Below are 25,028 nucleotides of genomic sequence, written 5' to 3' on the forward strand. Positions count from 1 at the left end.
GCACGAGGAGCGCGCGATGACGGCAGAGCCCACCACCGCCACCGAAATCCCCCCGCTGGTACGGGGGTTGACCTACGAGGAGATGCCGGTCGGGCAGATCTTCCGTACCGCCCGCCGCACGGTCACCGAGACCGATCTGGTCAACTTCGTCACCTGGGGCGGCTTCAACGAGCCGCTCTTCTGGGACGCCTCGCACGCGGCCGACGGCGGCTACACCGGGCGGCTGGTCCCGGGCGCGCTGACGTACTGCATCGCGGAAGGGCTCGTGCTGCAGACGAACGTGCTGCATGGCACGGGCCTGGCCTTCCTGCACATGGAACTGACCGTGCGGGGACCGGTGTACGTCGGCGACACGCTGTACGCCGTCGTGGAGACCACCGGCTGCCGGCCGTCCGGCAAGCCCGGCCGGGGCGTGGTGACGAGCCGCATCACCGTACGCAACCAGCGGGACGAGGACGTGCTCGTCTACACGCCGGTACGGCTGATCCGGGGCCGGGACTACGAGGCTCCGACCCGCTGATCCCGGGGGCCGGGCGGAACCAGGGTCAGCCCGGTCGCCGGACCCGGTGCCTCAGGGCCGGCGAAGGCTCCGGCCCGCAGCCAGTCCGAGGGCATCGGCGGGCGCGGCGGGGGCTCGTGGTCGGGCACGGCCATCGCGTAGAGGCGGGTGTAGCGGAACTTCGCCTCCAGGTTGTCGAGCACCGACCAGTACTCGTAGCCGCACACGTCCACACCGCGTTCGATCACCCGGCCCAGCCAGGACAGCCTGGCGCGCAGCAGGGACCGGCGGCGGGCGTCGTCGCTGTGGCCGGTCCCGTCGACGAGGTCCAGGTCGCCCATGCCGTTGTCGACGACGGACAGCGGCGGCAGCAGGTCGCCGTAGAGATCGTGGAGGTCCGCGACGGCGTCGGCCAGGCCCTCGGGGAGGAGGGGCCAGCCGTACGCCGTCGTCTCCACGTCGTCGAAGGGGACGACGGCGAAGCCCAGGCCGACGAGGAGGCGGTTGACCTCGTTGAGCCTGCTCTGGCACTTGTCGGCGGGCAGGGCACGGGCGAGGTTCTCCGGTGCGGTGACGCGGAACGGGGTGTGCCAGGACATGCCGAGCAGGTCCTGCGGGGTGGCGATGACGTCCAGGTCCCCGGGGCGTACGCAGCCGGAGTCCTCGATCGGTGAGACGTCGTCCTCGGTGACCATGTGCTCGGCGAGCAGCAGGGGGTCGAGGAAGAGGCGGTTGGTCCAGCTCAGCAGGCGGTCCAGGGCGAGCCGGTCGAAGGGGTCCTCGGTGGCCGCGTAGCCGCCGACGAGGGTGACCGTGGTCCCGATCCGGCCGCTCACGCCGGCGTCGCGGAGAGCACGGGTCGCGAGTCCGTTGGCGAGCAGGATGTGGTGGACCGCGGGCAGGCCCGCGCGGCCGATGCCCCGGCCCGGCGTGTACATCCCGGCCACGTGGTCGGCGAGGGTGGGTCCGGCCAGGTCGGTGGAGGTGATCCAACGGGTGACGCGGTCGCCGAAGCGGCGGCCCAGCTCGGCGGCGTAGGCCGCGAAGTGCTCGGCGGTGTCGCGGTCCAGCCAGCCCCCGGAGTCCTCCAGCCAGGGCGGCAGCGACCGGTCGAACAAGGTGAGGCAGGGGCGCAGGCCGAGTGCGAGCAGGGAGTCGAGTTCGCGGTCGCAGCGGTCCAGGGCCGCGCGGTCCCAGCTGCCGGGGCCGTCCGGCTGGAGCAGCGGCCATCCGGCGACCATCCGGTGTGTGTCGGGCGTGACGCCGACCAGTTGCCGGACGTCCTCGGTCCACTGCCGGAAGTGCCCCGCGCGCTCCGGCGGGGGCGGCGGAGGGGCCGCGATGGCATCCGCCGTGGCGACTCCCCAGTCGACACCACGGAAGGATTCGTGCAGGAAACCATCGCTCATGGTCACCGTCCCGGGCGGAATAGCTAACGCATTCAACTGAATGCCCGCCGTCCGGACGCTAACACTTCAGGGAAACGACGACAATGTTTCGGACAGATCTCGTCGGTCCGTCAAAGTGTCGGGGCGAGGTCGGCCCGTGTCCAGGGCGGGGGCCGGAGGGCCGCCGGGCCACGGCCATGATCGTCGGTCGAGGTTGCGGGAGAGCAGGACCGAGCGGTCGACGATCCGCAGGCCGGCGATACCGAAGCCGCACGGTCGGACGTTTACGAGGTCGTCGCCGGCCAGGCCTGCCGGGCGGGTTCCGACTGCGTGGTGACCCCGGCGGCCGTGGTCACGGCCCTCGCCGATGACCGCTTGGCCGTCGCGGGCGGTGAGGCCGGGGAGGGTTTCGGCCATGATCCGGCCGACGATCGGGGTGGTCCCGAAGTCCTGACGCCCACGACGGACGAGGGCGGCCCCGACGCGGCGGACAAGCTCGGAACCGTGGCGGTCCGGCATGGTCGTGAGGGGCGTTTCCGGGGCGGCCGAGCCGATGTGGAGGCTGCTCTCGACCGTGGGCGCGGGATAGGGACGAGCCCCCCGCCGAGACGCCCAACGCCCCGCCCACACACCGGAGTCCGGAAGCGAGGGCGTTGCCCCCCCGCTCCGGTGACGCCTACTCCCCCAAGGGCCGGAACTCCTCCTCCTGCCACCAGGGGTAGACGGCAGGCATGTCCTTGCTGACCCGGCCCGGGAACTCGGGCGGTCGCTTGGCGAGGAAGGACTCGACGCCCTCCACGGGGTCCGGGCCGCCGCCGATCTGGCTCATGATCCGCGAGTCGAGGCGGTGGGCGGTCATCGGGTGCGGCTCGCCGAGCATCCGCCACATCATCTGGCGGGAGAGGGCGACCGAGATCGCCGAGGTGTTCTCTGCGATCTCACGGGCGAGTTCGTACGCAGCCGGCAGCAGTTCCTCCGGTGGGTGGACGGAGCGGACCAGCCCGGCCGACAGGGCTTCGTCGGGGCCGAAGACGCGGCCGGTGGCCACCCACTCCATGGCCCGTTGCATCCCCACGGCCCGGGGCAGGAACCAGCTCGCCGCGGATTCCGGCACGATGCCCCGGCGCGCGAACACGAAGCCGAACTTCGCCGAGGTCGAGGCCAGCCGGATGTCCATGGGCAGCGTCATGCTGGCCCCGACGCCGGCCGCGGGGCCGTTGACCGCCGCGATGACCGGCTTGGTGCTGGAGAAGATCCGCAGCGCGACCCGGCCGCCGGTGTCCCGGTGCCAGGCACCCGCCTTGCGGTGGTCGAACGACGTCCCGCCGGAGCTGACATCGGCCCCCGCACAGAACCCGCGCCCGGCACCCGTCACGACGATCACCCGCACGTCGTCGTCGACGTCGGCCGCGTCGAGGACGTCGAGGAGGTCGCTCATCATCTGCGGATTGAAGGCGTTCAGCTTCTCGGGCCGGTTGAGGGTGACGGTGAGGATCCGGTCCACCACCTCGGCCCGCACGGTCTCGTACCTCTGCTCCGACATGCGCGTCCTCCGTCAGGTTCGTCACGCCACGGCCCGGTTCTCATAAAGCTCAATTAGTTATAGCATTCAACTCTACTGACCTACTGAACTGTCCCTGGATGATGGCGGTGGAGATGACGGATCTGGTGGTCACGGCACTCGGGCCGGTCCGGCTGGTCGAGCTGAACCGGCCGGACCAGCTCAACGCGATGAGCGAAGAGTTGCACTCCGGCCTGGCGTCGGTCTGGGACACGGTCGCCGACGACCCGGAGGCACGGGTGGTCGTGCTCACCGGACGGGGAAGGGCGTTCAGCGCGGGCGGCAACTTCGACATCATGACCCGGGTCCAGCGCGACCCCGCCTTCCGGCAGCGGAACGTCGACGAGGCCCTGCGGATCATCACCGGCCTGGTCCGCTGCCCGCTGCCGGTGATCGCGGCGGTCAACGGGCCTGCCGTGGGCCTCGGTTGCAGCCTGGCCCTGCTGAGCGACCTGGTGCTGATCGCGGACGACGCCTATGTGGCCGACCCGCACGTCCAGGTCGGCCTCGTCGCGGGCGACGGCGGCGCGCTCGTCCTGCCCCTGCTCGTCGGTCCGACCCGCGCGAAGGAACTCCTGTTCCTGGGCGAGCGGGTGAGCGCCGAGGAGGCGGTCCGGCTCGGCATCGCCAACCGTGTCGTACCGAAGGACAAGCTCCTGGACGAGGCCATGGACCTGGCGGGACGGCTGGCCGCCCTGCCCGCGCAGGCGCTGCGCGGCACCAAGCGGGCGGTGAACCTGCATCTGGAGCAGGCCATGGCCGCCGTACTGGAACCGGCGCTGATCGCCGAACGGGACAGCATGCACGACCCGGACCACATCGCGGCGGTGGAGAAGATCATCGCCTCGCGCGGACGTCGCCGAGCGGGTGCGGAGGGCTGAGCACCATGGACTTCGCGTTCAGCGACGAACAGGACCAACTGCGGCGCACGGTACGGGCGTTCCTCGCGGACACCGCGCCCGAGACCGAGACGCGACGGCTGATGGAGACGCCCGAGGGCTTCGACCGGGCGCTCTGGCGCCGGATGGGGACGGAACTCGGCCTGCAAGGGCTGGCCGTCCCCGAGGAGTACGGCGGCGCCGGGTGCGGTCCTGTCGAAATGGGCGTGGTCATGGAGGAGTTGGGCCGGGCGCTGGTGTGCGCGCCCTTCCTCGCCTCGGCCGTGCTGGCGACGACCACGCTGCTGCGCTGCGACGACGAGGACGCCCGCAAGCGTCTGTTGCCGGGGCTCGCCTCCGGCGAGTTGGTCGGAACGCTGGCCCTGACCGAGGACTCCGCCCGCTGGGATGCGACGGGAGTCCGGCTCAACGCCCGTGAATCAGACGGGCGTTGGCTGCTGACCGGACACAAGACGTTCGTCCTCGACGGCGCCACCGCCGACGTCGTCCTCACCGTGGCGAGAACCGAGGACGGGATCGGCGTGTTCTGGGTGGAAGGCGACGCGACGGGACTGACCCGCGTCCCCCTGCCCACGATGGACCCGACCCGCCGGCAGGCCCGGCTCGACTACGACGACGTACCGGCGACCCGACTGCGTACGCACGGCGACGGCTGGGATCTCGTCTCGCAGGTGCTCGACCGGGCCGCGGTGGCGCTCGCCGCCGAGCAGGTCGGGGTGGCCTCCCGCGCGCTGGACATGGCGGTGGAGTACGCCAAGGTGCGGCACCAGTTCGGGCGGCCCATCGGCTCCTTCCAAGCCGTGAAGCACCTCCTTGCCGATGTCCTCCTCGATGTGGAATCGGCGCGTGCCGCCGCACACTTCGCGCTGCTCGCCGCCGAGAGCGAGGACCCGGACCTGCCCGCCGTGGCGAGTCTGGCCAAGGCGTTCTGCTCGGACGCCTGTGTGCAGGCGACGGAACAGAACATCCAGGTCCACGGCGGCATCGGCTTCACCTGGGAGCACCCGGCCCACCTGTATCTGAAGCGGGCCAAGACGTCACAACTCCTGTTCGGGGACCCGGCGTTCCACCGCGAACTGCTCGCGCGGCACATCGGGCTGGACGCGGTCACAGCGGAGGCAACGGCATGAAGGTCGACGGAAAACTGAGCGTGTGGGGTACCGCGGAGGTCGTGGAGGAGGCCAGGCACCACGAGAAGGCGGGCTACGACGGCCTGTGGGCCTCGGAGTCGAAACACGACCCGTTCCTGCCGCTGCTGCTCGCGGCCGAGCACACCGACCGGCTGGAGGTCGGCACGGCGATCGCGGTGGCGTTCGCCCGCTCTCCCATGCAACTCGCCCACACCGCACACGACTTGCAGACCTACTCCGGCGGGCGCTTCTCGCTCGGCCTGGGCAGTCAGATCAAACCGCACATCGAGCGGCGCTTCTCGATGCCGTGGAGCCGCCCGGCCGCCCGTATGCGGGAGTACGTGAGCGCGCTGCGCGCGATCTGGGCCGCCTGGAACGAGGGCGAGAAGCTCGACTTCCGCGGCGACTTCTACACGCACACGCTCATGTCCCCCTTCTTCTCTCCACCGCCCGCTCCCGGCGGGGCCCCGAAGGTCTTCGTGGCCGCGGTCGGCGAGGCGATGACCCGGGTGGCGGGCGAGGTCGCCGACGGGCTCCTGGCGCACGGCTTCACCACCGAGCGGTACCTGCGGGAAGTGACCCTCCCGACCGTCGAGTCGGGCCTGGAACGGTCCGGTCGCACGCGCGGCGACTTCTCCGTCTCCCATCTCCTCCTCACCGCGACCGGCCGCACCGAGGAGGAGCTGGCCCGCGCGATCGACGGCACCCGCCGCCAGATCGCCTTCTACGGCAGCACACCCGCGTATCGCGGAGTCCTGGAGCTGCACGGCTGGGGCGAACTCGGCGACGAGCTGAACGCGCTGTCGAAGTCGTCCCGCGAGGACAGGTGGGAGGCGATGGGCGGCCTCGTCGACGACGAGGTCCTGCACACCTTCGCGGTCGTCGCGGAGCCGGAGCGGGTGGCGGGCGAGATCAGGCGCCGGTACGGGAGTCTGGTCGACCGGGTGTCCTTCTACACCGCGTACGAGATCGACGCCGAGGTGTGGGAGCCGATCGTGCAGGAGCTGCACGGGAGTTGAGGGTGCGTCAGCCGAGCAGGTCCAGGACCGTCGTCATGGACCTGCTCTGCAACAGGTAGTCCTCGGCCTCCTGGAGATGGAGGCGCCACAGCTCCTCGGCGGCCTCGGTGCGGCGCCCGGCGACGAGTTCGACGAGGGCGCCGTGGGCGCGGAAGCCCCGGCGGTTGGCGCGGATGTTCTCGGGGCTGCCTGCGTCGAGGTCGACGTGGGACCAGTTCGCCTGGTCGATGATGTGCCGGACCATGCCGTTGAGAACGCTCAGCGTCTCGTTGCCGGCGAGTTCGACGACGAGGGCGTGGAACTCCATATGGGCGCGGATGAAGGCGGAGGGATCGTCCATGAGCCCCTCGGCCTCGGCGACGGAGGCCCGCAGCCTCTCCAGGTCCCGGTCGGTGCGGCGCTGGGCCAGCAGAGCGGCGCACGGCGCCTCGATGACCGTACGGGCGTCGTAGACGTCCTTGAGAGTCGTACCGCGGTACTCAAGGACGACTCCCGCGTAGCGGGCGGCGACCGTGCCCTCCGGGACCTGCACCCGCGCCCCGCCCCGGGCACCGCGGCGGACGCTGATCAGCGACTCCGACTCCAGGACCCGGAACGCCTCGCGCAGGGTCGGGCGGGAGACGGCGAACTCCGCCATCAGGGCCGTCTCGGCGGGCAGCGCCTCCCCCTCGGCCAGTTCCCCGCGCACGATCTTGCGGCGCAGCTGTGCCGCCACCAGCTCGGCCATCTTGGGGACCCGCACCGGCGTGTTCGTCACGGCATCCAACTCCTTCAGTCGGCTGGGAGCGGCACGAAGTACGGCAGGGTGATCTCGTCGGTGAGGGGCCGGAAGTCCACCCGCACCCGCATGCCGATGGTCACGTCGTCCGGGTCGCCCGCGTCGACGTGGGACAGCAGGGTGCCGCCCTCGTCCAGGTCGATCACGGCCAGCGCGAACGGTGTCTCGAAGCCGGGGCCGGGTGCGCGGTGGACCACCGTCACCGAATAGACGGTGCCCCGGCCGGCGCTGGGCACGTACCGCCAGTCCGCCGACATGCAGCCGGGGCAGGCGGGTTCGGGCACGAGGAAACGCAGTCCACAGGCCGGGCAGTGCGGGACGACCAGGTCACCGCGCCGGGCCGCGTCCCAGAACGGCTGGGACAGCGGAGTGGGGACGGGTACGGGCCGGCTCATCGGCTCCTCCCGAGCACGCTCATCTCGTAGTGCTGCGCGCCGGAGCCGGCGTTTCCGACGACCGCCAGCTCCGCGCCCTCGACCTGGTGGACGGCGGTGCCGCGCAACTGCCGTACGGCCTCGACGACTTTGAGGGTCATCTGCTGGGTTCCGTTCCACGCGTAGGCCAGGCAGCCGCCGTCGGGATTGACGGGGTGCTTGCCACCGACGGCGATGGCGCCACTGGCGGCCAGGGGCCCTCCCTCGCCCTCGCCGCACAGTCCGAGGATCTCCAACTGGCGGATGATCTCGAAGGAGTTGGGGTCGTAGAGGGAGAAGACGTCCACGTCCTGCGGGCCGATGCCCGCCATGGCGTAGGCACGGGTGGCCGCGTCCCGGCCGAGCTGTCCGACCTCCCGGTACAGGGCGGGGTTGGCGTACGCGGCCTGGTGGTACTCCATGCCGCCGCCGAGCACGGCGACGGGCGGGTGGGGCAGGTCACGGGCCCGTTCGGCGGTGGTCACCACGAGGGCGGCGCCGCCCTCGCCGACGATGCAGCAGTCCAGCAGGTGGAACGGTGTGGCCACCATGCGGGAGGCGAGCACCTCGTCGGCGGTGTATGGGCCACGGCCGTACATCATCGCCTCCGGGTTGGTGGTCCCGTTGTTGCGGATGGTGGCGGCGACCTCGGCGAGTTGTTGGGAGGTCGTCCCGTACTGGTGCATGTGCCGGGCCGCCACCAGTGCGAACTGGGCGACGACGTAACTGCCCCAGACGTCGGCGAACTCCAGCGGGACCCCGGCGCCGACGGGACCCCCACCACGCGAGACCAGCTTGCAGCCGCCGACCACGACGGTGTCGGCGAGCCCGGACCGTACGGCCGAGGCCGCCTTCAACAGGCCCCGCGAACCGGCGTTGTCGAGCATCGAGTCGCTGGTCCAGCGCAGGTCCCGGCCGAGCATCCGCGCCCAGGAACTGCCCTCGCCGGGCACCCCGCCCGGGCCCGGCCAGTCGACCTGGGCGCCGTCGACGTCCGCCGGAGTCAGTCCGGCGTCCTCGATCGCGCCGCGCACCGCTTCGAGTGCGAGGCCCATCGCGTCACGGTGCGGGAGGGACAGGCCCTGCTCGGTGGCGTGTACGCCGACGACGACGGGTTGGCGGTCGCTCATCGCGTCACCGTCCCGCGCCGAGCTGGTCTCCGCCGGGGTAACCGCCCCCGCCGAAGCGCTCGTCGAGCACGTCGTAGTCCTTGCCGAAGTCCTTCGTGCGCGGCAGCGCCTCGACGAACTCCACCGTCTTCGGCTTCTTGTACGAGGCGATCCGGGCCCGGCAGTGCTCGATGACCTCCGCGGCCGTGACCGGTTCGGCGTCCGGATGGAGGACGACGACCGCTTTGACGTCCTGCGCCCAGCGCTCGTTCGGGACGCCGATCACGGCGGCTTCCTTCACCGCCGGGTGCGACTCGACGCAGTTCTCCACCTCGGCCGGGAAGATGTTCTCCGCCGCCGACTTGAGCATGCGGGTCGTGGTGCCGAGGAAGCTGATCGTGCCGTCGCTCTCGCGTCGGCCCAGGTCGGTGGTGTGCCACCAACCGAAGCGGAAACGCTCCTCGTTGATCTCGGGCCGGTTCCAGTAGCCGAGGTGCACGAGGTCGCCGCGGACACAGATCTCGCCCGCCTCACCGACCGCCCGCTCCCCGCCTGTGCTGTCGAGGATGCGTACGGCGGCGAAGGGGCCGGGCCGTCCCGCGTTGCCGGTGCCCGAGCCGCCGTGGGCGCCGGTCACGGCGAAGCCGGTCACCTCGGTCTGGCCGTAACCGCGGCCCTCGCCACCGCCGTTGCGGGTGAAGCGGCTGGTGTCGGTGGGGACCGTGCCCTGCCACAGGGGGGCGGCGACGCTGGCCCGCAGATGCGAGAGGTCGTGGCCCGCCTCCCTGTTGAGGGCGACGAGTCGGGCGATCGTCGGCGGCATCAGGTACGCGTGCGTGCAGTGCTCGGCCGCCAGTAGCGGAAGCAGTTCCTCGGCGACGACCCGGCGGACGACGACGTTCTTGCCGCCGTGCACGAAGGCCGGGACGCCCCAGAACTGGTAATTGCCGATGTGGAACATCGGTCCGGCGCCCAGGAAGGCGGTCTCGGTGCCGATGTCCCCCATCCAGGCGGAACTCGCGCCCATGGCGAGGAGGTTGCGGTGCGAGAGCATCGAGCCGGACTGGCGGCCGGAGATCGCCGCGGTGTAGATGACCAGGAGCGCGGAGTCCGGGTCGACGTCGACGTCCGGGTCCTCGGCCGAGCCCGAGGCCAGGAAGGACTCGTAGGAACCGGGTCCCTCGGTGTCGTGCCGCAGCCACAACGCCCGGTGGTCACTGCCCAGTTCGGCCCGCGCCTTGCCGACCGTGTCGCCGATCTCCTCGTCCTGCCAGACCACGACCTCGGGGTCGAAGTCCTCGACGGCGAACGCCATTTCGGGGGCGGCCCAGCGCCAGTAGCCGGGACAGACCATGGCGCCGATCTTCGCGGCGGCACCGAGCAGCTCCCAGATGCGGAAGGAGTTCTGCCCGAGCCAGAGGATGCGGTCACCGGGGCCGACCCCCGCGACCGTGAGGGCGTGGGCGAGGCGGTTGGTGCGCTCGTCCAACTGCGGCCAGGTCAGGCGGACTTCGCCGTCGACGAGGGCGATGCCGTCCGGGAAGGACCTGCGATGCTCACGGATGATGTCGCCGAACGTCAGGCGGCGGGCGGAATGCATGCTCTTGACTCCAAGGGCTTTCGGAAGGAGGCGGAAGTCGGAAGCGGCCGTGCACTCATCCGGATTAAATAGCTAACCTATTTATCCAAGGTAGTCAATGAGTACACCCGGTGTCAGAGCCCCAGCGAGCGCCCGATGATCTCCTGCATGATCTCCGAGGTCCCGCCGAACACCCGCTGCACCCGGCTGTCGCGCCAGATCCGGGCGATCTCGTACTCGTTGACGTAGCCGTAACCGCCGAACAGCTGCATGCAGCGGTCGATGATCTGCCAGCCGGTCTCCGAGGTCCAGTACTTGGCCGCCGCGGCCTCCTCCGGCGTCAACTCGCCCTGGAACAGCGCCATGATGCAGCCGTCGACATAGACACGGGCGGCGCCCAACTTGGCCTTGATGTCGGCGAGCGCGAACCGGTTCGCCTGGAACTCCCCGATCGGCTGCCCGAACGCGGTGCGCGTCTTGGCATAGTCCAGCGCCAGTTCGTACGCCCGCTCGGCGGCCGCCAGCGAGGAGACGGCGATGGCGAGGCGCTCGGTGGGGAGGTTGCCCATCATGTGGTAGAAACCGCGGTCCTCCTGCCCGATGAGGTTCTCGGCGGGGACGCGGACCTCGTGAAAGAAGAGTTCGGCGGTGTCCTGCGCCTTCATCCCGACCTTGTCCAGCTTGCGCCCGCGCTCGAAGCCCTCCGCGTCCCGCTCGACGACGATCAGGCTGATGCCCTTGTGCCCGGCGTCGGGATCGGTCTTGCAGGCGACGATGACCAGGTCGGCCAGGATGCCGTTGGTGATGAAGGTCTTGGAGCCGTCGATCACCCACTCGTCGCCGTCCCGGCGGGCCGTCGTGCGGATGGCCTTGAGGTCGGATCCGGCGGCCGGCTCGGACAGCGCGAGCGCGCAGATCGTCTCGCCACTGGTCACTCCGGGCAGCCAACGGGCCTTCTGCTCAGGGGTGGTGAGGTGCGTCAGGTAGGGCGGGATGACGTCGTTCTGCAGCCCGAGCCCGATGCCGACCGAGCCGGTGGCCGCCATCTCCTCGGCCATGATGGCGTTGTAGCGGAAGTCCCGGATTCCCTGGCCGCCGTACTCCTCCGGGAACTGCCAGCCGATGAGCCCGGCCTTGCCCGCCGCCGCCCACGCGGCCCGGCTCACCTGCCCGTCCCGCTCCCACTGCTCCGTGTACGGGGCGCATTCCCGCAGGTAGTAGGAGCGGGCGGTCTCCCGGAACAGCTCGTGCTCCTCGGTGAAGATCGTTCGGCGCATGCTCGACTCCGCTCAGGCATCTCGCTTATTTAGCTGAAGTAGTTATACGATAGCGCTGTATCGACAGCCGGGCGAGGGAGGGCGCGTGAGCGTACGGGACAAGGTGGCACTCGTCACCGGAGCGGGCCGCGGCATCGGCGAGTCGATCGCCGACCGACTCGCCGCCCAGGGAGCCGCGGTCGCCGTCTGCGACCTGGACCCGGAGGCGGCCGGGAAGGTCGCGGGCCTGCTCGCGGAGCGGTACGGCGTGCGGGCCACGGGCGTCGGCGCGGACATCTCCGACAGCGCGGCCGTACGCACGGCCGTGGACCGGGTGGCCGCCGAACTCGGCCCGGTGGACGTCCTGGTGAACAACGCGGCCGTCGACGTCATCGGCCGGTTCGTCGACAGCGACGAGGAGACCTGGGACCGGATCATCGCCGTCAATCTGCGCGGGACGATCACGATGACCCGCGCCGTCCTCGACCCGATGATCGAGCGGGGCGGCGGCCGGATCGTCCACATCGCCTCGGACGCCGGCCGGGTCGGCTCGTCCGGCGAGGTCGTGTACTCCGCGACGAAGGGCGGTGTCATCGCCTTCGGCAAGGCCCTGGCCCGCGAGGTGGCCCGGCACGGCATCACCGTGAACAGCGTCTGCCCGGGGCCCACCGACACCGCGCTGCTCGGGCAGGTCGCCGAGTACAGCCAGAAGATGTACGACGCGACCGTGCGGGCGATCCCGCTGCGCCGCGTCGCCCAGCCCGCCGACATCGCCGGTGTGGTGGCCTTCCTCGCGTCCGACGACGCCGCCTACATGACCGGGCAGACGCTCTCGGTCAGCGGCGGACTCACGATGGTCTGAGGTGGACACCGTGCTGCGTGTCGAACTCCGGGACCGGATCGCCGTGTTGACCCTCGACCGGCCGGGACAGCTCAACGCGATCGGCTCCGGGACCGTGGACCGGCTCACCCGGGCGCTGGGCGAGCTGCGCGACAACGACGAGGTACGCGCCCTGGTCGTGGCCGGGGCGGGCCGGGCCTTCTCGGCCGGGGCCGACATCGGTGAGATCGAGTCGTTCACGACGCCCGGGCAGTTCCGTTCCTTCGTCCAGCGACTGACCGACGCGTACGCGCTGTTGGAGGACTTCCCCAAGCCCTCGGTCGCGGCCGTCCACGGGTTCGCCTTCGGGGGCGGTCTGGAACTGGCTCTCGCCTGCGACCTGTTGGTGGCCGAACGCGGCGCCCGGCTCGGCCTGCCCGAGATGAAGCTCGGCGTCCTCCCCGGCGCGGGCGGTACACAGCGGCTGCCGCGTCTGATCCCGCCCGCGATCGCCAAGCAGATGATCCTCACCGGCGAACCGATCGACGCCGAGCGGGCGCACGCGCTCGGGCTGGTCAACGAACTCGCCGAGCCCGGCGCGGTGTTGAGCGTGGCCGAGGCACTCGCCGCCACGCTGACGGCCGGCGCCCCGCTGGCACTCGCGGCGGGCAAGCGGCTGATCGACTACGGCCTCGGGATGGACCTGGAGGCCGCGATCTCGTACGAGCGCGAGACCGTCGCGGTGCTGTTCTCCACCGAGGACAGGGCCGAGGGACTGAAGGCCTTCCGGGAGCGCCGACCCGGCGACTTCCAGGGCAAGTAGCGGGCGGACCGACGAGACACCAACAAGCAGGGAGGTGGGCCGTGCGGCCACTGGAGGGCATTTCGGTCGTCGAACTGGGCATGTGGGTGGCGGCACCGGCCGCGGCCACCATGCTCGCGGACTGGGGCGCGGACGTGGTGAAGGTGGAGGCGCCGACCGGCGATCCCAACCGCTACACGCTCCGCCATGTCGGCCAGGACATCGACAGCGCGCCACCGTTCGAGACCGACAACCGCGGCAAGCGCGGGATCGTCCTCGACCTGCGCTCGGAGGAGGGCAAGGGCGTACTGGAACGGCTGCTGGAACGCGCCGACGTCTTCGTCACCAACCTCCGCCCCGGCGCGCTGGAACGCCTGGGCCTGGCCCCGGACGAGCTGCGTGCCCGCCATCCCCGCCTGGTCGTCGGCACGTTGACCGGTTACGGCTGGACGGGCGCGGAGCGCGACCGTGCCGGGTACGACGTCTCCGCCTTCTGGGCGCGACCCGGTATCGCCGCCATGCTCAACCCGGCCGGCGAGCCACCACCCGGCATCCGCCCGGGACTTGGTGACCGTACGGCCGCGTCGAACCTGGTGGCGGGCGTGCTCGCCGCGCTGCTGCGCCGCGAACGCACCGGCGAGGGCGGCGTCGTGGACGTCTCGCTGCTCCGCTCCGGCACCTACGCCAACGGGAACGACCTGGCCCTGCAGAACTTCTTCGGCAGGCGCGGCCGCACCCGGCACCGCACCGAGCACGAGTCCCCGCTCTACAACTCCTACCGGGCCGCCGACGACCGCTGGTTCTGGCTGGTCGGCCTGGAGGGCAACCGGCACTGGCCCGGCGTCGTCAAGGCACTCGGCCGGGCGGACCTGGAGACGGACGAACGGTTCGCGACCGGCAAGCAACGGCGGGCACACGTACGCGAGTTGATCGCCGTGTTCGACGAGGAGTTCGCGAGCCGGCCACTCGGTGAATGGGCGGAGCGGTTCGACGCCGAAGGTGTGTGGTGGGCGCCCGTGCAGACCCTGGCCGAGGTGTCGGCCGATCCGCAGGCGGAGGCGGTCGGCGCGTTCGTCGAACAGCCCGGCATGGGTGACGCCCCGCCGCTGCGGACCGTGGCAACACCCGTCAGTTTCTGGGGTGTTGACGACAAACCACGCGGCGGTGCGCCGACGCTCGGCGAACACACCGACGACGTACTCCGCGAACTCGACACAACCGGGAGGTAGCAGGTGGGCATCCTCGACGACAAGGTCGCCGTGGTGACCGGCGGTGGCCGGGGTCTTGGCCGGGCGCACTGTCTGGCGCTGGCCGAGGCCGGCGCGACCGTGGTGGTGAACGACCTCGGCTCCGGCGTGCACGGCGAGAGCACCGGCGACTCCCCCGCCGACGAGGTGGTCGCCGAGATCACCAAGCTGGGCGGGCAGGCGGTCGCCAACCACGCGTCCGTGACGGACTGGGCGGCGACCGAGACCTTGGTCGCGGACACGGTCGCGGAGTTCGGGCACCTCGACATCGTCGTGAACAACGCGGGGATCGTGCGCGACCGCATGCTGTTCTCGATGACCGAGGCCGAGTTCGACACCGTGATCGCGGTCCATCTCAAGGGCACCTTCGCGCTGACCCGGCACGCGTGCGCGTACTGGCGCGAGGCGTCGAAGCGGAGGGAGCGCGTCACCGGCCGGATCATCAACACCACGTCCGGGACGGGCCTGTTCGGCAACCAGGGGCAGTCCAACTACGGTGCCGCGAAGGCCGGGATAGCCGGTCTCACGGTCCTCACCGCCCTGGAGATGCGCAAGTACGGCGTCACTGCGAACGCCATCTCGCCGATCGCGGCCACGCGGATGACGGACGGCCTGTCCGTCGGTGAATCTCTGCGGGCCGTCGACGGCTTCGATCCGCGCGACCCCGCCAACGCCTCGGGCGTCGTCGTCTACCTGGCCTCCGACAGCGCGGCCTGGCTGACCGGCCAGGTCCTGCGCATCGAGGGCAACCGGCTGAACCGGCTCCAGGGCTGGACCGTCGCCGGCGTCCACCCCAGCGAGTCGGGGCAGGCGCTCACCTACGACGAACTCGTCGACGCCGTACCGCAGTTGTACGGCGTCGTCCCTGCGGGACGGGCCACCGGAGTCGGCCAGTGAGGGCGCGGGGCCATGACGTCGCCGCGCTCGTCCTGCGCGCGACGCTCGGCCCGATGCTCTTCGCACACGGCTGGAACAAGGTCGCCGGGCCGGGCGGGCTCACGGGCACGACGGGCTGGTTCGAGGCGCTCGGACTGCGTCCCGCCGAGGTGCACGCGCGCATGGCGGCCGGAACGGAGATGGCGGCCGGCGTGGGGATCACCCTGGGCGCGGCCAGCCCCCTCCCGGCAGCGGCGGCCGTCGGACTGATGACCGTGGCGGCCCGGACCGACCATCGCGGCAAGGGTTTCTTCGTCTTCAAGGGCGGCTGGGAGTACGTCGGTGTCGTGGGCGGCGCGGCCGTCGCACTGGCCGCGCTGGGCCCCGGCAGGTACTCGCTGGACGAAGTGCTGCGCCGCCAACGCACGGGCGCGGGGCCCGCGTTGCTGGCCCTGGGGGTCGGCACGGTGAGCGCCGCCGCGCTGCTGGCCGTGTGCTACCGGCCGGAGCGGAAGCCGGACGAGACAGAAACAGCTGACTGAGATCACTTAGGGCAACAAGGGAGTCGACATGGACGCGGCTGACTTCAGCGCGGTGCTGTCCGAGGTCCGGCGCTTCGTGCGCGAGCGCGTCGTCCCGCTCGAAGCGGAGATCGACGAGAAGGACGAGATGCCCGCGGAGATCCGCGAGGCGGCCAAGAAGATGGGCCTGTTCGGCTTCGCGCTGCCCGAGGAGTACGGCGGGCTGGGGCTGTCGATGTACGAGGAGGCCCAGTTGATGTTCGAGCTGGGGTACACCACCCCGTCCCTGCGCTCGATGTTCGGGACCAACAACGGCATCGCCGGGCACGTCCTGATGGTCGGGGGAACGGAAGAGCAGAAGGCGGACTGGCTGCCGAGGATCGCCTCGGGTGAAGTGTTGGCGTCGTTCGCGCTCACCGAGGCGGAGGCGGGTTCCGATCCGTCGACCCTGACCACCAGGGCTCATCTCGACGGCGACGACTGGGTGATCAACGGCGCGAAGCGGTACATCACCAACGCCCCGCTCGCCGACGTCTTCATGGTCTTCGCCCGCACGGACCCCGACGCGCCTCGCACCCGGGGCATCTCGACCTTCCTGGTCCCGGCCGGCACCCCGGGCCTCACCGTGGCTCCCAAGGACCACAAGATGGGCCAGTTCGGCGCCTGGACGGCGGACGTGTACTTCGACGACGTACGCGTACCGGCGTCCGCCCTGGTCGGCGGCGCGGCCGGCCTGAACCGGGGCTTCGGCACGGCGATGGGCTGCATCGCACACGGCCGGGTGCACATCTCGTCCCTGTGCGTGGGCATGGCCGAACGGCTCGTCGACGAGTCCGTGGAATACGCCCGCACCCGCCGCCAGTCCGGGAAGCTCATCGGCTCCTTCCAACTCGTACAGGGCCTGATCGCCGACTCCATGACCGACTACTACGCCGGGCGTGCCACGGTCCTGGAGGCGGCCCGCGCGTTCGACGCGGGAACGGACACCAAGATCGGCCCGTCCTGCACGAAGTACTTCGCCAGCGAGATGGTGTGGCGGGTCGCCGACCGCGCCGTCCAGGTCCACGGCGGCGCGGGCTACATGCGCGGGGTCGCCGTCGAACGCTTCTACCGCGACGCCCGCCTCTTCCGTATCTACGAGGGGACGAGCCAGATCCAGCAGGTCATCATCGCGAAGGCGCTGCTGGGCGAGGCGGCCCGGGGCTGACCGGCACCGAAGACGAGGAAGGCCCCGGGGTCACCGCCCCGGGGCCTTCCTCGTCTTCGTGGTCTCCTCAGATCCCGAGCCGGTCCAACAGCCGCTCGTGGTACACGGCAGGCCCGCCGAACAGCAGCTGCGAGGACTTGGCCCGCCGGAAGTACAGATGCGCCGGGTGCTCCCAGGTGAAGCCGATGCCGCCGTGAACCTGGATGTTCTCCATCGCCGCGAACATGTACGCCCGCGAGCAGCAGGCGTGTGCCACCGCCGCGGCGACCGGGAACTCCGCGGAACCCTCGTCGGCCAGTCGCGCCGCCTCCCGCGAGGCGGCCTCGGCCAGTTCAACCTGGACGAGCATGTCCGCGCACTTGTGCTTGACCGCCTGGAAGGAGCCGATCGGCCGGCCGAACTGGTGCCGGGTGCGGGCGTGTTCGGCGCTCGCCTCAAGGCACCTGCGGGCTCCGCCCGACTGTTCGGCGGCGAGGGCGACCGACGCGATGTCCAGCACCTTGGCCATGGTGCGCCCGGCCGCCCCGTCCGCGCCCACGAGAGTGGCGGGCGCCACGTCGAACGTCAGCCGGGCCATGGCCCGGGTGGCGTCCAGAGTCTCCATCGATACGGCCGCCAGTCCCGAGGCGTCCCGGTCCACCGCGAAGAGCGAGGGGCCGGCGACGGTGCGGGCGACGACCAGGAGCAGGTCGGCGGTCGTCCCGTCGATGACGAAGGACTTACGGCCGCTCAGCTTCCAGCCGCCGTCCCCGTCCGGCACGGCCCGTGCGGAGATCAGCGCGGGGTCCCAGGATCCGCTGTCCTCGACCACCGCGAGGGCGGCCGTCGTCCGGCCGGCCGCGATGCCGGGGAGGTGACGTGCGCAGGCCTCCCGGTCGCCGGAGGCGAGCAGGGCCTGGGTCGCGAGCACGACCGTCGCGAAGAAGGGTGCGCACAGCAGGGCACGGCCCATCTCCTCCAGTACGACGCCTAGTTCGACGAGGCCGAAGCCGTCACCGCCGTACTCCTCGGGGATCACCAGGCCCGGCAACCGCAGTTGTTCGGCCGCCTGCGCCCACACCGCCGGGTCGAAGCGCGGCTCGCTCTCCATGAGCTTGCGGACGGCTTCCTCGGGTGACTTGGCTTCGAGGAACTCCCTTACGGCGGAACGCAGTTCGCGCAGTCCGGTCTCGTCGGCGGTCATGACCGCACCTCCTTGGGCAGTCCGAGGACGCGTTCCGCGAGGATGTTCTTCATGATCTCCTCGGTGCCGCCGAGGATGCGCAACGCCGGTGTGGCGAGGAGGAGTTCGGACCAGGCGTAGGTGCCCCACTGTCCGGTGTCGGCGATGATCCGGGGTCCGAGCGCGTCGGACACGAAGTGTGCGGCGCGGGTGAGGTTCTGGCCGTACATCAGCTTCGAGACGGACATCTCGGGGCCCGGTGTGCCGCCGGCGCGCAGCGTGCGCAGGGCGCGGGTGTTGAGGTGCCGGGTGGCGAGGGCGTCCACGAGGAGTTCCGCCAGCCGGGCGCGCAGGGCGCGGTCGTCCCAGGTCCAGGTGGCGCGCATCAGGGCCGAGAGGTGGTCCGGGGACAGCGCGGCGGCCACCGGGCCCACGCCCTCGCTGCCGACGGTCGCGCGCTCGTTCATCAGGGTGGTCAGGGCGACCGTCCAGCCGCCGTCGACCTCGCCGAGCCGGTGGTCGTCGGGGATGCGGACGTCGGTGAGGAAGACCTCGTTGAAGTCCGCGCCGCCGGTCATCTGCCGCAGCGGCCTGACCTCGACGCCGGGGGCGTCCATGGGGACCAGGAAGGCCGTGATCCCCCGGTGTTTGGGCGCGTCCGGGTTCGTGCGGGTGAGGGCGAGCCCGATCTGGCTGTGCTGGGCGACCGAGGTCCACACCTTCTGGCCGTTCAGCACCCAGTGGTCGCCCTCGCGCACCGCCTTGGTGGCGACGCTCGCCAGGTCGGATCCCGCACCGGGTTCGCTGAACAGCTGGCAGGCGATGGCGTCCCCGCGGTACATCGCGGGCAACCACCGGTCTTTGACGGCCGGTTGGGCGTGCGCGAGGATCGTCGGCCCGATCATGCCGAGGCCGATCACACCGAGCACTCCGGTGTCGGCGACGTCGTACTCGGACTCGACGGCGTCGTAGAGCAGGTCGTGGACGGGGGGCAGGCCCCGGCCGCCGTATTCCACCGGGCCGGTGATCCAGCCGAAGCCGTTCTCGTGCCGGACGCGCTGCCAGTCGCGCGCCCGCTGTACGTGCTCCCGTTCCGCCTCGGGCGGGAGGCTGCTGAAGTAGGCCATCGAGTCGTCGCCCTCGCCCCAGACGGGGGCGGTGCGGTCGGGGGCCTTCGGCGCGTGGGCGTCGAGGAAGGCGCGGGCCTCGGTCGCGAAGTCCTGCATGTCGTCTGCCATGTCCGCTCTGCCCTCAGGTGCTCAGGATCGTGACCGCCGACACACCCGGCGCGCCGTACAGGTGGGTGTAGCCGACGCGCGGTGTGCCGGGGATCTGTCGGTCTCCCGCCGTGCCGCGCAGCTGGAGGACGATCTCGTGGATCTGACGCAGTCCGGACGCGCCGATCGGTTCGCCGTTGCCGAGGAGTCCGCCGTCGGTGTTGACCGGGAGTCTGCCGCCTATCTCGGTGGCGCCCTCGGCGATGAGGCGTTCCTGTTCGCCGTCCTTGCAGAGGCCGTTCTCGGCCATGTGGATGACCTCGGATCCGGCGTCGGTGTCCTGGAGTTGGGCGACGTCGACGTCCTCGGGGCCGATGCCCGCGCGCTCGTAGGCCTCCCGCGAGGCGTCCACGGTCGGGCTCCCGACGACCTCACCGACGGGGAAGGACGGGCTCTGCACCTCGAAGGCGCCGAGCCGGCGGCTGCGCAGGGCGGTGGACCGGATCCGTACCGGCTTGCCGGTGTACTTGTGGGCCTGGTCGGCCCGGCACAGCACGAGGGCCGCCGCTCCTTCGTCCGGGCCGCAGTACATGTACTGGCGAAGGGGGTGGTTGAGCACGGGCGAGGCCAGGATCTCCTCCACAGACAGGGGAGTTCGGCGCCAGGCCTTCTCGTTCCGGGCCGCGTTGCCGAAGTTCTTGGACGCGACGCGTGCGAGCGTCTCGTGCGAGATTCCGTGGTCGTGCATATAGCGGTTGATCTTCATGCCGAAGAAGTGGGTGGTGAGGAAGAGGCCGGTCTGTCCGTACCAGGAGGGGATGCCGGCCACGGACGGGTCGGCGGCGAACGCCCCGCGCGGGTGCTTGTCCAGGCCGATCGCGATGGTCAGGTCGTGCTCGCCGGTCTCGATCGCGCGGGCGGCCAGCGCCACCGAAGTACCGGCCGTGGCGCAGCCGTTGAACACCCCGCGCAGGGGTACGCCGGTCAGGCCGAGCCGGGCGACGATCGCGTCCGGGTTGGCGACCTCGTAGCTGCCGATGTAACCGCCCTGGATCTGCGGCCAGTTGACGCCCGCGTCGGCGAGCGCGAGCCGTACCGCGTCCGCGCCCATGTCCAGTGCGGGCTTTCCGGGGAACCGGCCGAAGGGGTGGAGCCCCACGCCGATGATGACGGCCTCGGTCACGGTGTCTCCTCCTCGACCGGGGCGAACGCGAACGTCATGACCTCGGTTCCGTCGTCCTGCACGCGGTAGGGCACGAGCGTCAGCCACATCTCCTGCCCGATCCGCAGCCTGTCCGGGTCGGGTTCGGTGAGGCGGGCCTCGACCAGCAGCTCGCCGGGGAGTTCGATATAGCCGACCGCGTACGGCTCGAAGGCCTCGGGGCCGTCGTACGGCGGGGACGGCGGGCGGAAGTCCTGGGTGGTGTACGTCCAGAGCGTCCCGCGGTCCGCCAGGAGCCGTTCCTTGGAGTCGGTGCTCGCGCAGCGGACGCAGTCCGGGGCGGCGGGGAAGCTCACCAGCCCGCAGGCCGCGCACTCGGAGCCGATGAGCCGCAGGGGCGTGCTTTCGTCGGGCGGCCAGGTGAACAGGCCCTCGGCGACCGGTATTTGAGTGGTCGTCATGTCCTCAGGCCCCGTTCCGGTTGCCCAGGGCGTCGGCGTTCGGGGCCGCCTTGGCCACCAAGTTGGGGACTACCGAGGTCAGTTCCTCCGGTGTCCAGCGCGACTCCGCGCCCGCGCCGGGTCCGTTGGCCCAGCCCTCCAGGACCGTGATGCGGTTGCCGACGACGCCGAAGACCCGGCCGGTGACCTCGCGGGAGGCGGCCGAGCCGAGCCACACGACCAGCGGTGAGATGGCTTCGGGGGTGAGGTCCTGGGCCTCGGCGGCCTGTTTCATCATCTCGATGTCCTCGGTCAGCCTTGTGAGCGCGGTGGGCGCGATGGCGTTCACCGTCACGCCGTAGCGGGCGAGTTCGGCGGCGGCGATGACGGTGAGGCTCGCGATGCCGGCCTTGGCGGAGCCGTAGTTCGACTGGCCGGGGTTGCCGAAGATGCCGGACGGGGAGGTCGTGTTGATCACCCGGGCGTCGTTGTCGTGACCGGACTTGGCGCGCTCGCGCCAGTACGCGGCGGCGTGGTGCAGGGTGGCGAAGCTGCCCTTGAGGTGGACGGCGATCACACTGTCCCAGTCCCGCTCGGTCATCGACACGATCATCCGGTCCCGCAGGATGCCGGCGTTGTTGACCAGCACGTCCAGGCCGCCGTAGGTGTCGACGGCCTGCCGGACGAGCCGGCCGGCGCCGTCCCAGGCCGAGATGTCGTCCGTGTTGGCCACCGCCTCGCCGCCGGCCGCGACGATCTCGTCGACCACGGTCTGGGCGGGCCCGGCCGAGGCGCCTCCGCCGTCACGCGCGCCGCCCAGGTCGTTGACGACGACCTTCGCGCCGTGCGCGGCGAACGCCAGGGCGTGTGCCCGGCCGATCCCGTTGCCTGCTCCGGTGACGACCACGACCCGGCCGTCGACCACTCCTTCGGACATCCTCAACTCCTCGATGACGGTGACTGGTTGGCCTCGGCGAAGAGGACCCGCGGGTCCTCGCTGCCGCAGGCACAGCGGCCGGTGATCACCCGGCCGGACATGCCGAGCGGGGTCTCGGGAAGCTCCGAGGTGCGCTCGTCCCCCGCAGCCACGGACAGCTGTCCGTCCCGCGCGCCGACCCGCCACTCGGCCGCGTTGACGTGTGCACCGCCGCGCTCGGGGCACTCCAGCGCGAGGGCCGGTCCCACGGTCGCGATCAGGGCGGCGGACACGCCGACTCCGCGCAGCACCGGTACGGCGGCGGGCCGGGCCAGCACGACCGGCGTCGTCCGGAACATCTCACCGACGTCGGCCGCACCGGCCAGCCCCTCCAGGGTCTCGGCCGACAGGCCGATGACCGCGTGGGGGTCGAGTTCACGGTGGAAGACCGCGGTCCTGCGGTGGTCCCAGCCCATCGCCTCGGCGATGCCGTACGGCACCTTCAGCGCGCGCAGCGCGCCGATCACGGCGTGGCCCCAGAATCCCTCGAAACCCGAGGTGGTCAGCAGCGCCCGCTGCCCAGCGGCGAGGCCGTGGTCCCGGAACCGGGCGGTCACCCAGTCGGTGTCGCGGGCGAGTTCCGCCCAGGTCAGTTCCACGTCCCGGATGCCCTCGGAGGTGGGGAAGCGCACGAGGTAGGCGAGTTCGGGCCGGTCGAGGGTGCGGGCCCGGGCGAGGGTGTCGGCGCGGGCCATCAACTCTTCACCACCCGGGGGAACTTGGCGACGCTGGTCATGGTCTTCAACAGGTCCTCCTCGGTGCGCATGTCGAGCACCGGCTTGACGCCCGTCCGCTCCCGCACGGCCTCGCCCAGACGTCCGGCCAGGACGTCGACGTCGCCGGTGAGACGAGGGTCGTAGCCGACGCGCAGCCGCAGTTCGTCGACCTCGCGCCCGGCACGGACGATCTGGAAGACGCCCGCCACGGTCTCCGGCTGGTCCTCGACCGCCTGCCAGATGTCCCGCAGGACCACGGAACGCCCCTGGACCAGCGTCTCGTCGCCGCGCCGGCCGGCCACCCACATCCGGGCGTGGGTGCGCCCGCAGCCGCAGCGGTCGCGGGAGAGGCGGACGAGGTCCTCGCTGCGGTAACGGATCAGCGGCGCGGCCCGGTTGTCGAGGTCGGTGGCGACGAGTTCGCCGAGGTCGCCCTCCGCCGCGTCGCGCCAGCCGTGCTCGTCGACCTCGACGCACTCCGCGAAGACGGTGTCCTCCCAGAGGTGGAAGCCGTCGTGTTCGCGGCACTCCCAGGCGGTGCCGGTGTCGGCGGCGCTGGTGTACTCGTAGACGTCGATGCCCCAGTCCTCGCGGATCCGCTCGCGCATCTTCCGGCTGAGGGGCTGTCCGGCGCAGGAGGCGCCCTTGAGGGAGGAGAAGGCCTCCCTGAGATCCGTCGTGTCGGCCAGGTGCTCCAGCTCCACCATCTGCGGATACATCATCTGGAGATAGGCCGGCCGGTAGGTGCGCAGGGCCTCGACGACCTCGGGCATGTTCCCCATCCAGGTGTCCACCTCGATGACCACCGCACCCAGCGCCTGGAAGCCGGCGTCCATGAGGTTGCGGAAGGTGCCGGGTGGGCTCAGTACCCGGTCCCCGGGCCTGAGTCCGAGTTCCCACAGGTCACGCACCTGCGCGGTGACCAGGGGCGGCGCGCCCTCCCAGATCTCGGCGAAGAACTCCGGGTCGCCGGTGGTGCCCGAACTGGAGGAGACGGAGGTCAGCTCCTCGGTCGGGACGCAGAGCAGCCCGCCGAAGGGGTCGCCGGTACGGGCCCGGTGGGCGCGCACCATGTCCTTGGTGATGAACGGGATACGTGCCCGGAAGTCGTCCAGGGAACGGACGTCGCGCGGGTGGACCTCGTGTTCGTCCCAGAGTTGCCGGTAGAAGGCCGAGTTGGCGTAGGCGTACTCGACGAGTTCCACCACCCGCTCTTCCTGCCGTGCCCGCAGCAGATCCCGGGCCATGGTCTCCACCTGTGGCTCGAAGTACCTGTCAGCGGTGTCCCTGTCCCCGGCCATGACGCCTCCTCGCGGCTCAGCTGCCCAGATCTTCCAGCTATCAGCGCAATCAGTCAACTAATTCGACTGAATCTCGGAGAACTCTCGCGCTCGCTCGATTCATATAGTTAACTATTAGCACTCATTAGACCCTCGGGAGGGCGATGTGAAGATCGTTGTCTGCGTGAAGCACGTGCCCGACGCCACGGCGGACCGCACCTTCACCGAGGACGGCACCACCGACCGGGCGTCGGTCGACTCACTGCTGTCCGAACTCGACGAGTACGCGGTCGAACAGGCCCTGCGGATCGCGGAGTCGGGCCCGGACGTGGAGATCTGCTACCTCACCGTCGGCCCGGACGACGCGAAGGACGCCCTGCGCAAGGCGCTCGCCATGGGCGGCGACTCGGCGGTGCACGTGGCCGACGAGGACATCGAGGGCAGTGACGTGTTCGCCACCTCGCTCGTGCTGGCCGGGGCGATCCAACGGCACGGCTTCGATCTCGTGCTGTGCGGGATGGCCTCGACGGACGGCGGCGCGGGCGTCGTACCGGCGCTGCTCGCGGAACGGCTCGGCGCCCCGGCCGTCACCCACGTCGAGGAACTGACCGTCGAGGACGGCACGGTGACCGGCCGGCGCGAGGGCGACACCGCGACCGAGCGGGTCCGGGGCAGCCTGCCGGCCGTCGTGTCGGTCACCGACCGCTCCGGCGACGCCCGTTACCCCTCCTTCAAGGGGATCATGGCCGCGAAGAAGAAGCCCCTGGAGACCCTCGGCCTCGCCGACCTCGGGATCGACGCCGGGCAGGTCGGCCGTACGGCCGCGCGGTCGGCGGTGGGCACCGCGACCAGGCGTCCGCCGCGCACCAAGGGAGAACTCGTCTCCGACGACGGGACGGGCGGCATCGGGCTGGCCGCGTTCCTCACCGCCAAGAAGTTCGCCTGACCGGCACGTTCGTCCGACCGACACG

Annotated in this window: 26 protein-coding genes; 11 read left to right on the forward strand and 15 right to left on the reverse strand. The window is 71.1% G+C overall.

From position 1 onward, the window contains the following. Nucleotides 1–16 precede the first annotated feature (16 nt). Complete coding sequence (locus OG504_RS07450; RefSeq protein WP_405989021.1) at nucleotides 17–520, forward strand: MaoC family dehydratase; 504 nt, start codon at nucleotides 17–19, stop codon at nucleotides 518–520. Here the strand turns inward: OG504_RS07450 and OG504_RS07455 are convergent. The 3 genes from OG504_RS07455 to OG504_RS07465 form a co-directional block, all read right to left on the reverse strand. Next, on the reverse strand, nucleotides 499–1,908 hold the full coding sequence (locus OG504_RS07455; RefSeq protein WP_405989022.1) for a family 1 glycosylhydrolase: 1,410 nt from the start codon (nucleotides 1,906–1,908) through the stop codon (nucleotides 499–501). The two genes, OG504_RS07450 and OG504_RS07455, sit on opposite strands and share 22 nt — an antisense overlap. Nucleotides 1,909–1,974: 66 nt before the next feature. Further along, nucleotides 1,975–2,406, reverse strand: a complete 432-nt coding sequence (locus OG504_RS07460; protein ID WP_405989023.1) for a hypothetical protein — start codon at nucleotides 2,404–2,406, stop codon at nucleotides 1,975–1,977. Nucleotides 2,407–2,563: 157 nt separating this feature from the next. Continuing rightward, complete coding sequence (locus tag OG504_RS07465; RefSeq protein ID WP_405989024.1) at nucleotides 2,564–3,430, reverse strand: crotonase/enoyl-CoA hydratase family protein; 867 nt, start codon at nucleotides 3,428–3,430, stop codon at nucleotides 2,564–2,566. Between the two features lie 98 nt (nucleotides 3,431–3,528). Between OG504_RS07465 and OG504_RS07470 the strand changes: the two genes are divergently transcribed. The 3 genes from OG504_RS07470 to OG504_RS07480 are packed head-to-tail and all read left to right on the forward strand — an operon-like array spanning nucleotide 3,529 to nucleotide 6,496. Beyond that, complete coding sequence (locus tag OG504_RS07470; protein WP_405989025.1) at nucleotides 3,529–4,329, forward strand: enoyl-CoA hydratase/isomerase family protein; 801 nt, start codon at nucleotides 3,529–3,531, stop codon at nucleotides 4,327–4,329. Nucleotides 4,330–4,334: 5 nt separating this feature from the next. Beyond that, complete coding sequence (locus OG504_RS07475; RefSeq protein WP_405989026.1) at nucleotides 4,335–5,477, forward strand: acyl-CoA dehydrogenase family protein; 1,143 nt, start codon at nucleotides 4,335–4,337, stop codon at nucleotides 5,475–5,477. Further along, nucleotides 5,474–6,496 (forward strand): LLM class F420-dependent oxidoreductase, encoded by a 1,023-nt coding sequence (locus tag OG504_RS07480; RefSeq protein WP_405989027.1) that lies wholly within the window; start codon nucleotides 5,474–5,476, stop codon nucleotides 6,494–6,496. The genes OG504_RS07475 and OG504_RS07480 overlap by 4 nt, the downstream gene beginning before the upstream one ends. A 7-nt stretch (nucleotides 6,497–6,503) precedes the next feature. Here the strand turns inward: OG504_RS07480 and OG504_RS07485 are convergent, their stop codons facing one another. The 5 genes from OG504_RS07485 to OG504_RS07505 all read right to left on the reverse strand — a co-directional run bounded on the left by OG504_RS07485 (nucleotide 6,504) and on the right by OG504_RS07505 (nucleotide 11,652). Continuing rightward, a complete protein-coding gene (locus OG504_RS07485; protein ID WP_405989028.1) occupies nucleotides 6,504–7,253 on the reverse strand; it encodes a FadR/GntR family transcriptional regulator in 750 nt (249 codons plus the stop codon). Between the two features lie 14 nt (nucleotides 7,254–7,267). After that, on the reverse strand, nucleotides 7,268–7,669 hold the full coding sequence (locus tag OG504_RS07490; RefSeq protein WP_405989029.1) for a Zn-ribbon domain-containing OB-fold protein: 402 nt from the start codon (nucleotides 7,667–7,669) through the stop codon (nucleotides 7,268–7,270). Then, nucleotides 7,666–8,817: a thiolase family protein gene (locus OG504_RS07495; protein ID WP_405989030.1), complete on the reverse strand. Its 1,152-nt coding sequence runs from the start codon at nucleotides 8,815–8,817 to the stop codon at nucleotides 7,666–7,668. Before OG504_RS07495 ends, OG504_RS07490 begins: the two co-directional genes overlap by 4 nt. A 4-nt stretch (nucleotides 8,818–8,821) precedes the next feature. Continuing rightward, nucleotides 8,822–10,396, reverse strand: a complete 1,575-nt coding sequence (locus tag OG504_RS07500) for an AMP-binding protein (RefSeq protein ID WP_405989031.1) — start codon at nucleotides 10,394–10,396, stop codon at nucleotides 8,822–8,824. Nucleotides 10,397–10,509: 113 nt separating this feature from the next. Further along, a complete protein-coding gene (locus OG504_RS07505) occupies nucleotides 10,510–11,652 on the reverse strand; it encodes an acyl-CoA dehydrogenase family protein (protein WP_405989032.1) in 1,143 nt (380 codons plus the stop codon). Between the two features lie 85 nt (nucleotides 11,653–11,737). On the opposite strand from OG504_RS07505, the gene OG504_RS07510 reads away from it, so the two are divergent. The 6 genes from OG504_RS07510 to OG504_RS07535 are packed head-to-tail and all read left to right on the forward strand — an operon-like array spanning nucleotide 11,738 to nucleotide 17,104. Further along, a complete protein-coding gene (locus tag OG504_RS07510) occupies nucleotides 11,738–12,493 on the forward strand; it encodes an SDR family NAD(P)-dependent oxidoreductase (protein WP_405989033.1) in 756 nt (251 codons plus the stop codon). A gap of 1 nt (nucleotide 12,494) precedes the next feature. Further along, a complete protein-coding gene (locus tag OG504_RS07515) occupies nucleotides 12,495–13,274 on the forward strand; it encodes an enoyl-CoA hydratase/isomerase family protein (RefSeq protein WP_405989034.1) in 780 nt (259 codons plus the stop codon). 41 nt (nucleotides 13,275–13,315) lie between these two features. Beyond that, entirely contained in the window at nucleotides 13,316–14,482 is a 1,167-nt protein-coding gene (locus OG504_RS07520; RefSeq protein WP_405989035.1) for a CaiB/BaiF CoA transferase family protein, read from the forward strand. A gap of 3 nt (nucleotides 14,483–14,485) precedes the next feature. Beyond that, on the forward strand, nucleotides 14,486–15,397 hold the full coding sequence (locus OG504_RS07525) for an SDR family NAD(P)-dependent oxidoreductase (RefSeq protein ID WP_405989036.1): 912 nt from the start codon (nucleotides 14,486–14,488) through the stop codon (nucleotides 15,395–15,397). Next, a complete protein-coding gene (locus tag OG504_RS07530) occupies nucleotides 15,394–15,918 on the forward strand; it encodes a DoxX family protein (protein ID WP_405989037.1) in 525 nt (174 codons plus the stop codon). The genes OG504_RS07525 and OG504_RS07530 overlap by 4 nt, the downstream gene beginning before the upstream one ends. A 28-nt stretch (nucleotides 15,919–15,946) precedes the next feature. Beyond that, nucleotides 15,947–17,104 (forward strand): acyl-CoA dehydrogenase family protein, encoded by a 1,158-nt coding sequence (locus OG504_RS07535; RefSeq protein ID WP_405989038.1) that lies wholly within the window; start codon nucleotides 15,947–15,949, stop codon nucleotides 17,102–17,104. Between the two features lie 67 nt (nucleotides 17,105–17,171). Here the strand turns inward: OG504_RS07535 and OG504_RS07540 are convergent, their stop codons facing one another. Genes OG504_RS07540 through OG504_RS07570 form a run of 7 tightly spaced genes read right to left on the reverse strand, consistent with a single transcriptional unit; the run spans nucleotide 17,172 to nucleotide 24,078 of the window. Further along, nucleotides 17,172–18,287, reverse strand: a complete 1,116-nt coding sequence (locus tag OG504_RS07540) for an acyl-CoA dehydrogenase family protein (protein ID WP_405989039.1) — start codon at nucleotides 18,285–18,287, stop codon at nucleotides 17,172–17,174. Continuing rightward, nucleotides 18,284–19,504, reverse strand: coding sequence for an acyl-CoA dehydrogenase family protein (locus tag OG504_RS07545; protein WP_405989040.1), 1,221 nt, complete (start codon nucleotides 19,502–19,504; stop codon nucleotides 18,284–18,286). The genes OG504_RS07540 and OG504_RS07545 overlap by 4 nt, the downstream gene beginning before the upstream one ends. A 13-nt stretch (nucleotides 19,505–19,517) precedes the next feature. Beyond that, on the reverse strand, nucleotides 19,518–20,666 hold the full coding sequence (locus OG504_RS07550; protein ID WP_405989041.1) for a thiolase family protein: 1,149 nt from the start codon (nucleotides 20,664–20,666) through the stop codon (nucleotides 19,518–19,520). After that, nucleotides 20,663–21,106, reverse strand: coding sequence for a Zn-ribbon domain-containing OB-fold protein (locus tag OG504_RS07555; protein ID WP_405989042.1), 444 nt, complete (start codon nucleotides 21,104–21,106; stop codon nucleotides 20,663–20,665). The genes OG504_RS07550 and OG504_RS07555 overlap by 4 nt, the downstream gene beginning before the upstream one ends. A 4-nt stretch (nucleotides 21,107–21,110) precedes the next feature. Then, nucleotides 21,111–22,022, reverse strand: coding sequence for an SDR family oxidoreductase (locus OG504_RS07560; RefSeq protein WP_405989043.1), 912 nt, complete (start codon nucleotides 22,020–22,022; stop codon nucleotides 21,111–21,113). A 2-nt stretch (nucleotides 22,023–22,024) separates the two neighbouring features. Beyond that, nucleotides 22,025–22,756 (reverse strand): hypothetical protein, encoded by a 732-nt coding sequence (locus OG504_RS07565; RefSeq protein ID WP_405989044.1) that lies wholly within the window; start codon nucleotides 22,754–22,756, stop codon nucleotides 22,025–22,027. Continuing rightward, nucleotides 22,756–24,078: a phenylacetate--CoA ligase family protein gene (locus tag OG504_RS07570; RefSeq protein ID WP_405989045.1), complete on the reverse strand. Its 1,323-nt coding sequence runs from the start codon at nucleotides 24,076–24,078 to the stop codon at nucleotides 22,756–22,758. Before OG504_RS07570 ends, OG504_RS07565 begins: the two co-directional genes overlap by 1 nt. A 163-nt stretch (nucleotides 24,079–24,241) precedes the next feature. Here OG504_RS07570 and OG504_RS07575 point away from each other — a divergent pair, with 163 nt between their 5' ends. After that, nucleotides 24,242–25,003 carry an electron transfer flavoprotein subunit beta/FixA family protein gene (locus OG504_RS07575; protein WP_405989046.1) on the forward strand — a complete coding sequence of 254 codons (762 nt, stop codon included), beginning with the start codon at nucleotides 24,242–24,244 and terminating at the stop codon, nucleotides 25,001–25,003. Nucleotides 25,004–25,028 lie beyond the last annotated feature (25 nt).

It is taken from the genome of Streptomyces sp. NBC_00986, from assembly GCF_045162565.1.
In the GTDB taxonomy this organism is placed as follows: domain Bacteria; phylum Actinomycetota; class Actinomycetes; order Streptomycetales; family Streptomycetaceae; genus Streptomyces.

Excerpts from the sequence above, each read along its gene's own strand:
- OG504_RS07465 (WP_405989024.1), bottom strand. The coding sequence starts at position 3,430 with ATGTCGGAGCAGAGGTACGAGACCGTGCGGGCCGAGGTGGTGGACCGG.
- OG504_RS07495 (WP_405989030.1), bottom strand. The coding sequence starts at position 8,817 with ATGAGCGACCGCCAACCCGTCGTCGTCGGCGTACACGCCACCGAGCAG.
- OG504_RS07480 (WP_405989027.1), top strand. The coding sequence starts at position 5,474 with ATGAAGGTCGACGGAAAACTGAGCGTGTGGGGTACCGCGGAGGTCGTG.
- OG504_RS07535 (WP_405989038.1), top strand. The coding sequence starts at position 15,947 with ATGGACGCGGCTGACTTCAGCGCGGTGCTGTCCGAGGTCCGGCGCTTC.
- OG504_RS07560 (WP_405989043.1), bottom strand. The coding sequence starts at position 22,022 with ATGTCCGAAGGAGTGGTCGACGGCCGGGTCGTGGTCGTCACCGGAGCA.
- OG504_RS07490 (WP_405989029.1), bottom strand. The coding sequence starts at position 7,669 with ATGAGCCGGCCCGTACCCGTCCCCACTCCGCTGTCCCAGCCGTTCTGG.
- OG504_RS07545 (WP_405989040.1), bottom strand. The coding sequence starts at position 19,504 with ATGGCAGACGACATGCAGGACTTCGCGACCGAGGCCCGCGCCTTCCTC.
- OG504_RS07565 (WP_405989044.1), bottom strand. The coding sequence starts at position 22,756 with ATGGCCCGCGCCGACACCCTCGCCCGGGCCCGCACCCTCGACCGGCCC.
- OG504_RS07450 (WP_405989021.1), top strand. The coding sequence starts at position 17 with ATGACGGCAGAGCCCACCACCGCCACCGAAATCCCCCCGCTGGTACGG.
- OG504_RS07570 (WP_405989045.1), bottom strand. The coding sequence starts at position 24,078 with ATGGCCGGGGACAGGGACACCGCTGACAGGTACTTCGAGCCACAGGTG.
- OG504_RS07470 (WP_405989025.1), top strand. The coding sequence starts at position 3,529 with ATGATGGCGGTGGAGATGACGGATCTGGTGGTCACGGCACTCGGGCCG.
- OG504_RS07455 (WP_405989022.1), bottom strand. The coding sequence starts at position 1,908 with ATGAGCGATGGTTTCCTGCACGAATCCTTCCGTGGTGTCGACTGGGGA.
- OG504_RS07555 (WP_405989042.1), bottom strand. The coding sequence starts at position 21,106 with ATGACGACCACTCAAATACCGGTCGCCGAGGGCCTGTTCACCTGGCCG.
- OG504_RS07475 (WP_405989026.1), top strand. The coding sequence starts at position 4,335 with ATGGACTTCGCGTTCAGCGACGAACAGGACCAACTGCGGCGCACGGTA.
- OG504_RS07505 (WP_405989032.1), bottom strand. The coding sequence starts at position 11,652 with ATGCGCCGAACGATCTTCACCGAGGAGCACGAGCTGTTCCGGGAGACC.
- OG504_RS07500 (WP_405989031.1), bottom strand. The coding sequence starts at position 10,396 with ATGCATTCCGCCCGCCGCCTGACGTTCGGCGACATCATCCGTGAGCAT.
- OG504_RS07540 (WP_405989039.1), bottom strand. The coding sequence starts at position 18,287 with ATGACCGCCGACGAGACCGGACTGCGCGAACTGCGTTCCGCCGTAAGG.
- OG504_RS07460 (WP_405989023.1), bottom strand. The coding sequence starts at position 2,406 with ATGCCGGACCGCCACGGTTCCGAGCTTGTCCGCCGCGTCGGGGCCGCC.